13 protein-coding genes and 1 pseudogene are annotated in these 13,472 nt (G+C 68.7%); 8 read left to right on the top strand and 6 right to left on the bottom strand.

Going from position 1 to position 13,472, the window contains the following annotated elements:
* Positions 1–92: 92 nt before the first annotated feature.
* On the bottom strand, positions 93–521 hold the full coding sequence (locus ACIRVH_RS46160; RefSeq protein ID WP_403967054.1) for a Ku protein: 429 nt from the start codon (positions 519–521) through the stop codon (positions 93–95).
* 286 nt (positions 522–807) lie between these two features.
* Positions 808–1,179, bottom strand: a complete 372-nt coding sequence (locus ACIRVH_RS46155; RefSeq protein ID WP_403967051.1) for a hypothetical protein — start codon at positions 1,177–1,179, stop codon at positions 808–810.
* Between the two features lie 71 nt (positions 1,180–1,250).
* On the opposite strand from ACIRVH_RS46155, the gene ACIRVH_RS46150 reads away from it, so the two are divergent.
* From ACIRVH_RS46150 to ACIRVH_RS46140, 3 genes are all read left to right on the top strand, one after another.
* Entirely contained in the window at positions 1,251–1,418 is a 168-nt protein-coding gene (locus tag ACIRVH_RS46150) for a hypothetical protein (protein ID WP_403967048.1), read from the top strand.
* Between the two features lie 268 nt (positions 1,419–1,686).
* Positions 1,687–2,619 carry an alpha/beta hydrolase gene (locus ACIRVH_RS46145; RefSeq protein ID WP_403967045.1) on the top strand — a complete coding sequence of 311 codons (933 nt, stop codon included), beginning with the start codon at positions 1,687–1,689 and terminating at the stop codon, positions 2,617–2,619.
* Positions 2,620–2,711: 92 nt separating this feature from the next.
* Positions 2,712–3,386 carry an alpha/beta hydrolase gene (locus tag ACIRVH_RS46140; RefSeq protein ID WP_403967042.1) on the top strand — a complete coding sequence of 225 codons (675 nt, stop codon included), beginning with the start codon at positions 2,712–2,714 and terminating at the stop codon, positions 3,384–3,386.
* Between the two features lie 123 nt (positions 3,387–3,509).
* Here the strand turns inward: ACIRVH_RS46140 and ACIRVH_RS46135 are convergent, their stop codons facing one another.
* The gene (locus tag ACIRVH_RS46135) at positions 3,510–3,782 is read right to left on the bottom strand and encodes a hypothetical protein (RefSeq protein ID WP_403967039.1); all 273 of its coding nucleotides are present in this window, start codon (positions 3,780–3,782) and stop codon (positions 3,510–3,512) included.
* A gap of 500 nt (positions 3,783–4,282) precedes the next feature.
* Here ACIRVH_RS46135 and ACIRVH_RS46130 point away from each other — a divergent pair.
* Positions 4,283–4,536, top strand: a pseudogene (locus tag ACIRVH_RS46130) (transposase); the annotation flags it as partial.
* 113 nt (positions 4,537–4,649) lie between these two features.
* The gene (locus ACIRVH_RS46125) at positions 4,650–5,078 is read left to right on the top strand and encodes a hypothetical protein (RefSeq protein WP_403967036.1); all 429 of its coding nucleotides are present in this window, start codon (positions 4,650–4,652) and stop codon (positions 5,076–5,078) included.
* Positions 5,079–5,140: 62 nt separating this feature from the next.
* On the opposite strand, the gene ACIRVH_RS46120 is transcribed toward ACIRVH_RS46125, so the two are convergent.
* On the bottom strand, positions 5,141–8,470 hold the full coding sequence (locus ACIRVH_RS46120; RefSeq protein WP_403967033.1) for an AfsR/SARP family transcriptional regulator: 3,330 nt from the start codon (positions 8,468–8,470) through the stop codon (positions 5,141–5,143).
* 99 nt (positions 8,471–8,569) lie between these two features.
* Between ACIRVH_RS46120 and ACIRVH_RS46115 the strand changes: the two genes are divergently transcribed.
* Complete coding sequence (locus tag ACIRVH_RS46115) at positions 8,570–8,962, top strand: hypothetical protein (protein WP_403967030.1); 393 nt, start codon at positions 8,570–8,572, stop codon at positions 8,960–8,962.
* A gap of 591 nt (positions 8,963–9,553) precedes the next feature.
* Here ACIRVH_RS46115 and ACIRVH_RS46110 read toward each other — a convergent pair.
* Positions 9,554–9,949, bottom strand: a complete 396-nt coding sequence (locus ACIRVH_RS46110) for a GNAT family N-acetyltransferase (protein WP_403967027.1) — start codon at positions 9,947–9,949, stop codon at positions 9,554–9,556.
* A gap of 552 nt (positions 9,950–10,501) precedes the next feature.
* Between ACIRVH_RS46110 and ACIRVH_RS46105 the strand changes: the two genes are divergently transcribed.
* Positions 10,502–11,026, top strand: coding sequence for a hypothetical protein (locus ACIRVH_RS46105; protein ID WP_403967024.1), 525 nt, complete (start codon positions 10,502–10,504; stop codon positions 11,024–11,026).
* A 66-nt stretch (positions 11,027–11,092) separates the two neighbouring features.
* On the opposite strand, the gene ACIRVH_RS46100 is transcribed toward ACIRVH_RS46105, so the two are convergent.
* Positions 11,093–11,767, bottom strand: coding sequence for a hypothetical protein (locus tag ACIRVH_RS46100; protein ID WP_403967021.1), 675 nt, complete (start codon positions 11,765–11,767; stop codon positions 11,093–11,095).
* Positions 11,768–12,032: 265 nt separating this feature from the next.
* On the opposite strand from ACIRVH_RS46100, the gene ACIRVH_RS46095 reads away from it, so the two are divergent.
* Positions 12,033–12,794, top strand: coding sequence for a hypothetical protein (locus ACIRVH_RS46095; RefSeq protein WP_403967018.1), 762 nt, complete (start codon positions 12,033–12,035; stop codon positions 12,792–12,794).
* Positions 12,795–13,472: the final 678 nt, after the last annotated feature.

Raw genomic sequence — 13,472 nt, 5'->3', positions numbered from 1 at the left:
CTCTCGCCTGCCGAGTTCGAACAGCAGCACCGGCGAGGACGTAAACTCACACTCGCCGCATGAACCCCTGTGTCCACACTCCGGGGGACGCCTCACGCGAGTTTCGCCACCGCCACCCGCGACGACCGGGCCAGCGCCCTCTGCAGCAGCACATACGCCCTGATCGCGACGTCGCCCTCCGGTCGGAGGTAGTAGCCAGGGCCGATCCGCAGAGGATCCACCGACGCCATCGGCACGAAGCCGTGAATCTCGATCGCCCGCGCCGTCGGCAACGGCAGGCCGCGCAGGTCCGCATCGGTCACGGGGATCACGCGGCCATCGGCCATCTCGTACCCGCGGCCGATCTCCGCATAGCTGACCTCGCGATCCTCCTCCTGACAGACGTAGCGGTTGCGGACCAGACCGTTGTCCGCGAGGTGAATGCGCCGAAAGCGGACCGAACGCTCCTCGGTTGCGGTCACCATCGCGATCGGTACCGTGACCAGCCCGAACGAGATGGCGCCGACCCATACTGACGGCATCGTGGACCTCCGCAGCAGCCCCGAGCACCTTCAGACTATGAACAGCCCGTGGGCCCCGCACCTGCGCCCCCTAGCCGTGTGCCACTGTTCTTTCACAGCGTGCTACCAACGCGTCGGTAAACGACCGGGCGGGTACGTCCTCGCGAAGGCGCGCTCCCTCGAACCACAGGTCCAAAGGCAGAGGCAACGGCATAGGCGTGTCTGGCGGCAGCGTCTTCGAATGTGGTGCTCGTGATCGACCGTCCGGTTCAGGCCCCGCTTCGCCTGCCGCCTTTGGCGCGACTCGTCAGGACTGCGTGGTGGGCCACTCGGGAGGCAGGATCAGCCCGGCGGGCAGGGGCTTCCCGTTCGCTGGAACGATGCCTGATGGCGGTCGCCCCCTCGCACTCGACAAGTCGACTGTGCCGCCGGAGAGCTTCGCGTCGTAGAAGCTGGCCGTGCCGCCGGAGAAGGTCGCGCCAGCAAAGTTTCCCCCGTCGAAGGTGACGTCTGTGAAGTCGAAGTGGTGGCCCTGCCAGGAGTGCGGATGGTCGGCGGGCATATGGAGGTGGTCCCGGACGAGGCGGATCACGGTGTGCCGAACTTCCCGCAGGACCGGGCTGGAGTGCCGGACTTCCGCGGCGTCCTCCACATGGTCGGCCTCGACGGTGTAGGGCATGCGTAGGTAGGAACACAGCACGTCTGGCGCAGGTTGCGGGTGGGGGCGTCGTCAGCAAGGCCGACCAGCGTGTGCACCGCGCCGAGCTGGACGGCAACGGACTCTCGGCCGAGCTGGTCGACGGCAGCGGTGAAGCGCTCGGTGTGCAGGCGGATGGCCTCGCGCAGGGCACCGTCCTCGTCGAGGCGCTGGGAGTGAACAAGCCGGGCACCGAAGGTGACCGCCCCGTCTTCGGCTGACCCCGGGCCGGGTCGGCGTACGGCTTGCCGCCCTTCGCCGGCGCACGGCCGCCCTCGGCCCCGTGCGCAGCGCTGTGACGCTCAGTTCTCGATCAGCCGAGCAGTCGACCGGAGGGGTAAAGATCCCTACCCTCCACAGCGGCCAACTGTCATGAAACGGTATAGACGTCGCAATCCTGCCGCAGGTGGCAAACCGGAACCACGCTCACCGCGCCGGGCCGACTCTGCCCCCGAACGCACAGAACATCTCCCTCAGGAGGCGTCAGCCGTGGAAACCGTGACCTTCAAGAACAAGCACATCGACGTCGCCGCCGACATCCACTTCCCGCCCGGCTTCGACCCGGCACGCAAGTACCCCGCCATCGTCAGCGCCCACCCCGTCGGCAGCTGCAAGGAACAGACCTCCGGCTCCGTCTACGGCAAGGCGTTCGCCGAAGCCGGCTTCGTCGTCCTCGCCTTCGACGCCGGGTTCCAGGCCGGCAGCAGCGGCGAACCGCGCCACCTCGAAGACGCGACATGGCGCGTCGAGGACTTCCGCTGCGCCGCCGACTACCTCGTCACCCTCGACTACGTCGACGAGGACCGCATCGGCGTATTCGGAATGTGCGCCGGCGGCGGCTACACCTGGTCCGCCGCGATGACCGAGCGCCGCTTCAAGGCCGTCGCGACGGTGACCGGAGTCAACCTCGGACGACTGCTCCGCCAAGGCGACATGTCCGCCGACGCCGCCATCACCACCCTGGAGGCGATCGCGAAGCAGCGCACCACCGAAGCCCGCGGCGGCGAGCGACGCCTGGACAGCTCCCTGCCCCCCTCGGTCGAGAAGGCCAACGAGCTCGGCCTGGTGCCCCCCATGCACATCGACGTGGCGGAAGCCACCGACTACTACAAGACCCCGCGCGGGGCACACCCCCACGGCACCAACCTGTGGCTGTTCTCCTCCCTCGCCCCCACCCTCGGCTTCGACGCCTACCACCTCGCGGACAAGCTGCTCACCCAGCCCCTGCTGCTCATCGTCGGCAACAAGCCGGGCGAGTTCGGCGCCTACCGCGACGCGCACACGGTCTTCGACCTCGCCGCGTCCAAGGACAAGGAACTGCTCATCATCCCCGACGTCTCCCACTACGACCTCTACGACAAGCCCGAGGCCGTCCAGCCGGCCCTCGACGCGCTCATCCCCTTCTTCACCAAGCACCTCTGAGCGGCCCGGTCGCCCGCCGCACGCAGCATACGCCGGACGAGAGGGCACCCCGCCCTCTCGTCGGCCCCATTACCCCTGACGTGGAGTCACCCGTGAGCATGCCCTCCCCCGAGACGATCGCCTCAACCCTGGCCCAAGGATTCGCCTTCACCCGGCGCGTCCCGGTCCTGCGCCGACCGGACGAGTACGGCCTCGCCTACGAGGACGTCACCTTCCCCTCCTCGGACGGCACCCCGCTGGAAGGCTGGTTCATCCCGGCCGACTCCGACAAGCTCGTCATCGCCAACCACCCCATGCCGTGCAACCGCTACGGCTACCCCGGGCACCTGCCCGAGTACGCCACACCCTTCGCCGACTTCGAGATCAACTTCCTGCCCGACTACAAAAACCTCCACGACGCCGGCTACCACGTCCTCGCCTACGACCTGCGCAACCACGGCCGCAGCGGCGCCACCAACGGCGGCATGGTCGGCATCGGCCAGTTCGAATACCGCGACGTAATCGGCTCCATCCGCTACGGCCGTGAACGCCTCGGCACCGACAACTCCCGCATCGCACTCCTCTCCCGCTGCCTCGGCACGAACTCCACCATCGACGCCCTGTCCAAGCACCCGGAGGAGTTCGAGAACCTCGCCGCCCTCGTCGCCGTCCAGCCCGTCTCCCTGCGCGCCCTCGCCGAAACGGCCCTTGCACAGGTCCCCGGCGGCATCGGCCTCCTGGAGACCGAACTCGGGTGCGAGCAGTTGAGGTGCAGAAAGGGTCGCTGAGATTGATCTTGGGCGTTCCGTGGGCCTGCTGTCTCCGAGAGGTTGGGAGGTCGGAAACAAGCACAGCGTCCGGAGGGCAGCGCGTGGTGGCGGCGGAGGCGGGGCGTTTCCTAGGGCCGCCGGTCAGTCGGCCACTGCTTCTCGGATTCTCCGCCCGATCTCGTCGCCGAACGTCCGGGGAGATCCTGCGCTCCGGTAGGGGCACGAATACCTGTAGTGGCCGTTCTCCGCGTTGAAGGTGAAGTCTGCGACCCAAGTCCCTTTTCTGGAACGGGTTCGGTACGTTGCTTCAACCGAGAAGCCGCTCACGGAAAACTTCTCGACTGCTTGGCCGTACACGCTTGCTGCGACGTCTTGCACGATGGTGTCGAACTCGCGCTCCGACAGTTTCCTCATGTCGCCCCCCTCATGACGCTTGCGATGCTGCTGCCAGAGTAGCGATGACCTGCCCAGGCGTAGCTCGGCATCGGGCGTACTCGGCCCCCCGGTCCTCGGGACTGGTAGAGCCGCATGTTGAGGTGTTGCGTGTTCCTCGGTGCTGACGGGTGCCTTGTCACCGTGTGTGATCTCCGAGGGAGTATCGGCTCCAGGTGCCGCTGGCCTCCGTGACCAGCCGGGTGGCGGTGCCGTCGCTCTCCCCGTGGGTAAGGGCCAGCTCCTCCGGGCCGTCCTCGCGCATCATCACACCGCCGATGCGGCGCCGCGCGGGAAGATGATGGTCGCTGAGCGCATATCGGCAAAGACACGTGTGCGCGCCGTAGGGCGCTACGGTCTCAGACCGGCGCAGTGTTACTGCCTTGGTGCTCGATTCTCAAGTGGCCGTCGGAGCCTTGGCTTCGGCCTGCCGGGCGCGCCGCTGCGCGCGTACGCCAGTCCAGACCTGTCCGGGCCTGGGGGACCGTGGCTACGACCATGACAAGTACCCCCGCCTGGTGTGGGACCTCGGTGTGAAGCCGTTGATCGCCCGCCGTGGCACCGAGCACGGCTCCGGCCTGGGCAACCAACGCTGGGTGGTGGAGCGGGCGTTCGCCCATCTGCACTGGTTCGGCGCCTGCGGGTCCGCTGGGAGATCCGCGACGACATCCACGAAGCTTTCCTCAGTCTCGGATGTGCACTCCTCTGCTGGCGGCGTCTGAACGGACTCCGGTAGAAGCTCTTGGTTCGGCGACAACCTTGTACAGCACGCCTCCACGGGACCTTTCCGGCGGGCTGAGTACCGGGCGAACCAGCAACGTTCCTCCGCTGGAAGTAACGTCAGGGCGCATGGTGTCTTTGTTCGCATTGTTCGGCCCGCCCGCTATCACACTCCTTCTCTTCGTCGTTGGGGCAATCCCGTACGCGTTGTGGGTGACCAGGAGGAAGCCCTCGCAGCCGGCCCGCTGGGCTGTGATCGGCAGCGCAGCAGCGATCGCCGCCTACGGAGCCGGAACCGTCTACGGACTTGCCTTCACGAACCCGCTCGATGTGTGTGGGGACAAGACCGGCGACGGCGTGTACATGGATGCCGGGCGGGACTACAGCCTGACATCGGTGAGCGTGGACAACTTCCCTCCGTCCATCACCTGCCACTGGACCAGCGGCCACAGCACCGAAGAGGTGTGGTTCTGGACTGCGCCGCTGCTGTACGCAGGGGCGGTCTGCTCCATCGTCTGCATCGCCCTACTCCTCATCAACCGAACACGTAGCCCCTGAGCGCCTTTCACATCGTCCATTCTGTTAGGGGTTCTTAGGCCTAACGTCTAGTTCCGCATCCGTCATCGGTCCAGGTCCTTGGCCACCTCCGCTGGCACGCCCACTTCCGAGAAGATGTCCAACGCCTGCTGCCCCATAAGTTCAGCGGCGGCACCATCGGCCTTCTGAAGGGCGCGGGCGAGTGTCACGAGGGTGCGGGCCTCGCCGAGCCGGTGGCCGGTCTCACTGTGCACAGCCAGTGCCTCACGGCCGAGGGTGACAGCTGTGGCATGCGCCGATAGGGACTCCGCTGTGGCAGACAAGACGGTCAGGGCCTGCCCCTCCACTACTCGGAAGCCGTACTCACGTGCCAGGCCGAGCGCCTGCTCGGCCTGGCTGCGGGCTTTGTCGTGCTGGTCCAGTCGCAGGTGTGTGAGGGCAAGCCCCAGAAGGCTGTCCGCCTCACTACGCCTGTGTCTTGCCTCGCAGGCTAGGGCGAGGGCCTGGCTGTGCGTCAGGATCGACCGGTCGACATGGGCAAGCTTTCGCTGGGCGGCAGCGACCGTGTTGAGGATGGTGGCCTGAATCCACGTCCGTCCCGAGGCTTTGACCATGGTGAAGGCGCGCTCGGCTTGGATCTGTGCCTCGTCGTAGCGGCCGAGCTCAAGATTGATCTTCGCTACGGCGTCGAGCATCACGGCCCGGTTATTGCGGTATCCGCGTCTGTCGTCGGCCGCCTCGGGCCCGAGGGCGTCAAGGCCGTCGGCGAGACGGCCGAGTTCCCAGTACACCCAGCCGAGAGTCTGCAATGCCAGGCTGTCGTCCCACCAGCCGGCTTCTTCGTTTTGACGGATGGCCAGTTCGAAGTAATCGGCGGCCTCGTGCAGTCGACCGAGATCCCGGCAGGTCATTCCGAGGCCGATCAGCCCGAATGCATCGGCGTGCCCATACCCGGCTTCACGGTTGATGCGCAGGCCAGCGGTGAAATGCTCGTACGCACTGTCGAGGCGGGCCATGGTCCACTCCACGAAGCCTCTGCCGCCGAGCGCCGCCACCTCGCCTGGCGGCCAACCGAGTTCGCGGCTGATGTCCAGGACGCGTGCGTGATGGTCTATGGCCTCCTTGGCATGTTGTCTGTCCCACCGGACGATTCCGAGGTGATGATGCATGGCTGCCTGCCCGAACAGGTCGCTTTCGGCTACGGCGGCGTCCAGCGCCGTCTGCGCGGTCACTTGCCATGTCGCTCGCGGCAGATGGAGCCAGAAGTAGCCGAGTAGTGCGGAGACCAGGTGCCAGGCGACGGCGCGAGGACCGTGACAGGCAGCATGGTTGATGACAGCGAGCACGTTCGCCTGCTCCGCCTCCAGCCACCGAGTGGCTTCGGCAGCCGACGGCAAGTTCTGCTGATCACCGTGATCGAGGCTGGCAGGCAGCTGCGGAAAGAGCCCGGTTGACGAGGTGGCTCGAACGGCGTGCAGGTACCAGATCAGCAGTCGTTCGATCGCGGCGTCCCTATCCGCTGCCGTTTCCTCCGCCCTCGCACACTCCTGCGCGTACTCGCGGAGGAGATCGTGGAAGCGGTAGCGGCCTGCCGTCGTGGGTTCGATCAGGTGGGCCGCGGCCAAGGCGCCGATCAGACGTCGGGCCTGCGGCAGCGCTACGGCCAGGAGGGCTGCCGCGACCTCGGCGGTGAACTCCGGTCCAGGGAACAGTCCGAGCAGTCGGAACAGCCGGCGTGCGCCCGGCGTCAGGACGCGGCACGACGCGGAGAAGGCCGTACGCAAAGGCGAGCTGTCCGCATCGTCGGAGGCGAACGCCTCCAATCGGCTGCCCTCATGCAACTCGGCGACCAGGTCAGTGAGGCGCAGGCCGGGGTCGCCCGCGAGTCGGGCGGCCGCCACGCGCAGTGCCAGTGGGAGGCTGCCGCACAGCCGGATCAGTTCGTCGGCGGCGAGGGGCTCGGCGGAGAGCCGGTCCTCGCCGAGTGCCTCGCTCAGCAGAGCGCGAGCCTCACCCGGCAGAAGGAGGTCCAGTGCCAGGGCGTGGGCCCCGTCCTGGGCCACCAGGTCACCGAGCCGGTTGCGGCTGGTGACGACAACGCAGCAGGATGCGCTGCCGGGGAGGAGCGGACGAACCTGCTGCGCCGAGGCCGCGTTGTCCAGCAGGACGAACAGGCGTCGACCGGCCAGCAGGGTCCGGTATCTACGTGCTTGAGCCTCGTCGTTCAGGGGGATCTCCGAGGCCTCCAGACCCAGGCTTCGTAGCAGGAGTTCCAGCGCCTCACCCACCTTGAGCGGCTGCCGGTCGTGATCGAAGCCGTGCAGGTTCACATACAGCTGCCCATCCGGGAAACGATCACGAACCTGATGCGCCCAGTGCACCGCGAGCGCGGTCTTGCCGATACCAGCCGCGCCGCCAATGGCGGAGATGACCACAGTGTTCGCCAGCACCGGGCCTTGCTCCGGCGGAAGTAGCGCGTCCAGTTGGGCGAGTTCGCCCATACGGCCGACGAATCCTGCGGCATCGTGCGGCAGTTCGGCCGGAGGCGTGGGTGCGGCTTCTGCCGGATCATTGCGGAGGGTGATCTCGGAGGGCGTCTGCGCGGGAGGCGCCGCCGGGCCGAGGAGGCAGGCGTCGTCCTGGTGCAGCACCGCTTCGTACACCCGGCGGAGTTCCTCACCGGGATCGACCCCGAGTTCGTCACACAGGCGTACGCGCATGTCCTGGAATGCGTTCAGAGCTTCCGCTTGACGTTCGCAACCGTACAAAGCACGCATTCGCAGGGCCAGCAGCGACTCGTCGTACCGATCGGACGTGGACAGCGTGGCGAGGTCGTCCAGCGCATCGGTGAACCTGCCGAGCAGGACCAACGAGTCGAGCCGTGCCAACCGGAGCGTTCGGCGGCGCTCCAGTATCCGCTCCCGCTCGGCCAGCGCGAACGGACCCGGCAGGCCAGCCAAGGGCTCGCCTTGGAACAGGGCGAGCGCTGCGGACAACTGGTCCGTGGCCGTGGCCAGATCGCCGGACGCCCTGGTGCGCAGCGCCTCGCCGCCCAGCTCGGTCAGGTCCGCCGCATCGAGCCGTACATCGTCGGCGATGAAGCGATACCAGCCCTTCCCGCTGCGGATCACCGACTCCGTATGCCGGGTGCCTTTGGCGTCGAGCGTTCTGCGCAGCGGATTGACGTGACTGGCCAGCACCTTGTGACCGGATGCGGGTGGCTCCGGCCCCCATACCGAGTCGAGCAGCTGCCCATGGCTCACCAGAGCCCCGTGACGGAGCAGCAACGCGGCCAGCACGGCCTGCCGCTTAACCGGTCCCAGATCCAGGGATGTTCCGTCCTTCCAGGCCTGTAAGGGTCCGAGCAGCTCGATCCGAAGCCGATGAGGAGTTTCCCCGACCACCCGAAGCACCTGCTCCCTGCATCACCGGAATTTCATCAGCATTGCAACACCCCCGGCCATGGTGACGGACACGACATCGCACAACTCGCACAACTGAAGGGAATCCCAGTGACCGAAGGGGAGTTGGTGGCCAACGCGTTGGCCACGGGGGCGGCAGCCGGACTCACGGACACCGCATGCCCAGCCGTTCGTGATCTCTACGCCGCGCTGAGAGGGGCGGTCCGGCGACAGTTGGCCGTGGACGGTCGCTACGGCGTACGGGTGCTGGACGCGTACGAGACCGACCCCGACGTATGGCGGACCCGGCTACTCCACACGCTCACCTGCTCCGGGGCCGAGACGGACGAGGAGATTCTCGCGGCGGCTCGCGCCGTACTCCGTGCCGAGCGACGGACCGGGCGCATCGCCGTCTTCGTTGACGGCGCCCAGAGGGAGCCGACCCCTCCGGATGGGGGGCCAAACCTCATTCGGTTGGCCTGGTCAACCGATGATCGGAGTTGAGGCATCCCGTGTGACGGCAGCGCAGACATACGCCCTGCTCAGGATGCCCCTCAGATTCCACTTCACCGAAGGTTCCCCTTTCCCGGGCGCTGGCGGAGATCCTCCGCGAGGTCGTGTGATGACGGCGACACGGCATAGCCGTAGCAGACGGCCGAGGATCACGAGGAACTCCGTCACACCGCGGTCGGCGAGCATGTGCCGCTCGTCCACACCCAGCCAGGTCGCGAACACCTGAAGGTAGCGGCGCTCATCGGCCGCGTGTGTCCCCGTACGGCGGCCGGCATCAGGCTTGGCGCCCCTCCCCTACTAATGACAGCCTCCGCCTGCTCCGCCGCTGGCGCGGATATTGCGTTACCGCCTCGCACCGCCCGCCTCGACGTCGTGGGCGCAGGCCCGGAGCCGTGGGTGGGCAAATCAGGCAGGGGACACCACACGGCTGTGCGGAGCTGGGAGGGCTGGCGGACGCGTACCTCCCCAGCTGGCATCGGCCCACGGCGCACCAGCTCCCTGGCAGGCTGTCGAAGCCTGAGCGGCCGACGGCAGGTCTTGGGCGTCGCCGTCCGGAACCCGGGTAGCAACCTGTAAGACGGCTCAGGTCGACGGGGAGGCGGCAATCTCCTTCGTCATCAGGATGTGCGTGGCCTGGGGGCCGACTACCTGCTCCCACCCCAGCCGTTTCCAGAATTTCAGAGACGCCTCCCAGTCGTCGTCCTCCTTGAACACCTGCAGATAGGCTCCGGAGCAGCCTTGGCGGGCCAGCTCCCGCATCACGTGCTCCTCCAGGAGAGCCCCGTGGCGACGGCCGCCGCCGCGGTGGTCCTCGTCGATGATCAGGTATTCCAGGTAGACCGGCCAGAGCCGGCCGGCAATCGTCTTCGGGACCCGCCTGCCTCGCTTCACTATGGCTGTCCCCAGCACCGCGCCGGCGACCTCCAGCACCCACACACCGTGCGGGGCGCCATCCCCATGTTCTTCCTGCTCCTTCAAGTCCCTGTCCGGCCGCAGCCGGGCGCACTGTGGCCGTGGGCGGCACGGCGGCTGGCGGTCGCGGGTCCGTCCGGCGGGAGGCAGAGCACGCTGGGGCAGGGCCGCTTCCTCCCGCCGGACGGCGCCAGTTCCTGCTGGGCGGCCGCGGCGGGCGGCGGCCGCGCGTCAATGGGGTGGCATCTGCTGCGCCCTACCCGTCTGGAGCCGACGACGTGAGTTCCCGCCCCGAACCGCCCCCGCCCGAGGTGACATGGGCCATCGGCCACCGGCAGTCCGAGGCCGCCGATGGTGCGCTGGGGCAGGCCGTCACCGGGCCGGTCCCACACACCGCAGTCGGCGAGGTTCCCGGCGGGCGGCCCTTCGCCCGGTGGGAGGCAAGCGCGTGATCCCCCGCCGCGCGCCGGCCTCGCGCGCTGCTCACCCTGCCCGCCGACGTCGGTGATCTGATGGACCACACACCCCAGTCCGCCTACGCGCATCTGAGGGACACCCCACCCCCGGTGGTTCCGCACACCGAGCGGCGACGGCGCGATCAGCATCATGCGCTGGCCGATGACCGAGGGGCAGGTCCTCCACCGTGACGAGGACCGTCTGGTGCTCGAGGATCCGGTGATCCTGCCGGGTGGGCAGCACGCCCGACGGCTTCGGCTGCTTGCCGCCGGCCCCGGGCCGCAGGTGGCCGTGCTCCCGCGGCTGAAAGGCGACGTGGTGCTCACCGACCGGTTCCAGCACGCGACCCGCACCTGGCACTGGGAGATCCTCCGCAGCGCCGGCGCGGAGGGCCTGGCCGGTACCGACAACGCGGTGGGGCAGTTGCGGGACCAGCTCGGCGCTTCGGTCTCGGAGGTGATCGGCCTGGGCCAGGTCCACGCCGACGCCGACGTTCTGGCCGAGCCGGTGTGGCTGTATGCCGCGCGGATCGACGCGGTCGGCGCGGTAGCGCACGGTGAGGCCATCCGCCAGGTTTGCACGGTGCTTTTCGCCGAGGCGGAAGAGATGGCCATGACCGGCCAGATCACCGACGCGCCGACGATCGCCGCACTCTTTCGGGCCCGCCGCACCGGTCTCGCCGGCTGACGGGCCGGGTGTGCCGCGCACGTGTGCGCGCGACGCCCAAGCCGCAGGAGCCTGGGAGAGGGCGTGTCACGGCCGTAGCCCGGGAGGTCCCGGCTCGGGCCCGAACGCGTGTGAGGGCGCCGCGGTTCGGCGCTGGCGTTCGTGTGCGGGCGGCACCAGCCACGAGGGCTCCGGTGCGCGGGCGGACATGGCCTGCTGAACGCGGCGAGCGATCGCGCCTTCGTCCAGAATCATGTGTGCCGGGCCCGCAGGGTGCGCCTGAAGGGTGCGGCGGACGGCCTCAAGGAGCGCGATCTCCGCAGAGGTGTCCTCTTGCCGCTGGCCCTGGGCCGGCTGCTGTTGCAGGTAGGCGATCCGGCCGTCGAGGACCTGGCGGGCCCGTCCGGGTGATCCGAACGCCTCGGACAGTCGCCGCTGAGCCAGTCCCGCGGCCATGTCGGCAAGATCGTCGGGCAGGCCGTCGGGCACCGTCACCGGGACGGCGAAGCGTCCCAGCGCATCGTGCTCGCGATGCAACTGGGCGGCGCGTGCGGCCAGATAGGCGGCCTCGGCGTGCAGGCGCTCGGGGTCGGCGCGGTAGTCGGATCCGTCCTCGGCCGCCAGCGCCGCACGCCGACTCTGCACCGCCTCCACGGCCAGCTGGGCAGTGGCCGAGCTCTGCCGCCAGGCGCGTGCGGGGCTGCTCACATCCAGGTCGTGTGTCGGGACGGGGAAGGCGTCCAGCAGGTGCTGTGCCTCCACTTCCCGCCCCGAGTGAGCGGCGGCGGTGTAGGCGAGGACAGTGTCGTGGGCCTGAGCCAGATGCCAGGCGCGGGCATCGTCCAGCGCGGGGCCGCACTCCCCTGCTGCCCGGCCGCGTGACGGTCACGCAGGTAGTCGGTGACGTCCGGCTCGAGGACGGCCCGCAACTGCTGGGCGTGCGCGTCGCGGGGGGGGCGATCTGGCCGAGGAGCCAGTCGGCCAGCTCGCCCAGCGCCGGGACGTCCGGGGCCAAGGGCTCGACAACGTGCCAGTCCTCGACGAACTCGGCGCGGGAACGGTGGGCGTCCGCCAGCCGGTTGAAGAGGCGGGCCATCGTCATGGCGGTGCCGACAATCAGCTCTTCGGTCGCCACGTCCTGTTCGCCGGCACTATCCAGGCACTGGGCAAGCACCGAGGGCGGCGGACTGTCGGCCACCTCGCGCATGTGACAGCTCCAGGCGGCAGCCGCAGCAACCCAGCCCAGCTCGAGACCCTGCGGCGCCTCGGCGTATCGCCGGTACAGCCAGCCGGCCAACTGGTGGGTGAGCTGGACACCGTCGGTGGCCGGGTCCTGCATCAGCTGTGCGGCCAGCTCGCCTGGGGTGTACTCTCGAAGGCCGCCCTCCTCCACGCCGATGATGGCCAGCTGCTGGTCCAGTCGAAGCCAGCGGCGCAGCGCCTCCTGCCTGCCGTGGGTGACTTCCTGCAGCATCACCCGGGTGAGGTCCGCGCCGGGACGAGCGATACCGCTCTTGCCGACCGTGGGCGGCCCGGCCTCAGCCCATCCTGTTCCGTCACTGTCCTTGGCGATCCAGGCCAGGGCGTACGTGTCCGCTCCTCGCTCGGCCAGAAAGCTGCCGAAGTCGTCGGCCAGGGAGATGTCCTGTTCGCTCATCAAGGGGCCTTCTGCTCGGCGTCAGGGCGCCGCGCGGCCCGAGGACGGCGGCTGGCGGCAGCATGCCCGCGCGGGACGGGTCAGGCGGCCGACCGTCTGGGCCAGGCCCGCCAGGCGGGAACGGCCAAGTAGGCATCGGGCAGGACGTCCTGCCCGGCGGGACGCGGCCCCGTGGCACGGGCTGGCGTGAGGGCCCTTCGAACGACGAAAAGGCCGCGCGACGCAGCAAGGCAGGGAAGGAGAGCCCCTTATTGAGGGGGCGGCTGACCACACGCAGCGCGAATGTTCGGTGCGGAGCAGATCGCCCGAGCGTACTCCTCGCGTCCCTGCCATGCTCTGCACTGTGGTGCGGGCGGATCCCGCGGGACTGTGCCCGCGTGGCTATCAAAGAATCTTGCGGAGGGAGTCAAGAGAACCGGCGTCTGATCCCTCTCCGGTTGTGTACGGCTGAGGCCCCGTCCGGCGCGCTGAGTAGCCGCGTACTGGAGGAGGTTGCGCAATGGAATCCGTCGCTATTGCGCTGTTCGTTGCCGTGCTCGCACCCGGGATCCGGTCCCTGCTGGATAGCGCGGCCTTCCGGAACCGGGCCCGGGGAAAGGCTGAGATCATCCGCGCCAGGGGTGAGGCACGGGCAGCCGCGGCCGGCGGGGTCCGGGGGAAGCGGGGTCGGCGCTGTGGCTGAGACTCGATCAATCCAGCCGGTGAACGCCGCAGCGCTAGTGTCCTGCGCCGGAGATCCGTCGGCAGAAGCGGGCGAGGGAGTCGAGGATCTCTTCGGCGGTCTTGGTCCAGATGAACGGCTTGGGGTCT

Origin of the sequence: Streptomyces sp. NPDC101165 (assembly GCF_044768135.1) — a bacterium.
GTDB lineage: Bacteria > Actinomycetota > Actinomycetes > Streptomycetales > Streptomycetaceae > Streptomyces.
The sequence above is the reverse complement of the archived record's forward strand: the minus strand, read 5'-3'. Positions and strand labels throughout refer to the sequence as shown.

Excerpts from the sequence above, each read along its gene's own strand:
- ACIRVH_RS46160 (WP_403967054.1), bottom strand. The coding sequence starts at position 521 with ATGCCGTCAGTATGGGTCGGCGCCATCTCGTTCGGGCTGGTCACGGTA.
- ACIRVH_RS46105 (WP_403967024.1), top strand. The coding sequence starts at position 10,502 with ATGACCGAGGGGCAGGTCCTCCACCGTGACGAGGACCGTCTGGTGCTC.
- ACIRVH_RS46135 (WP_403967039.1), bottom strand. The coding sequence starts at position 3,782 with ATGAGGAAACTGTCGGAGCGCGAGTTCGACACCATCGTGCAAGACGTC.
- ACIRVH_RS46155 (WP_403967051.1), bottom strand. The coding sequence starts at position 1,179 with ATGCCCTACACCGTCGAGGCCGACCATGTGGAGGACGCCGCGGAAGTC.
- ACIRVH_RS46125 (WP_403967036.1), top strand. The coding sequence starts at position 4,650 with ATGGTGTCTTTGTTCGCATTGTTCGGCCCGCCCGCTATCACACTCCTT.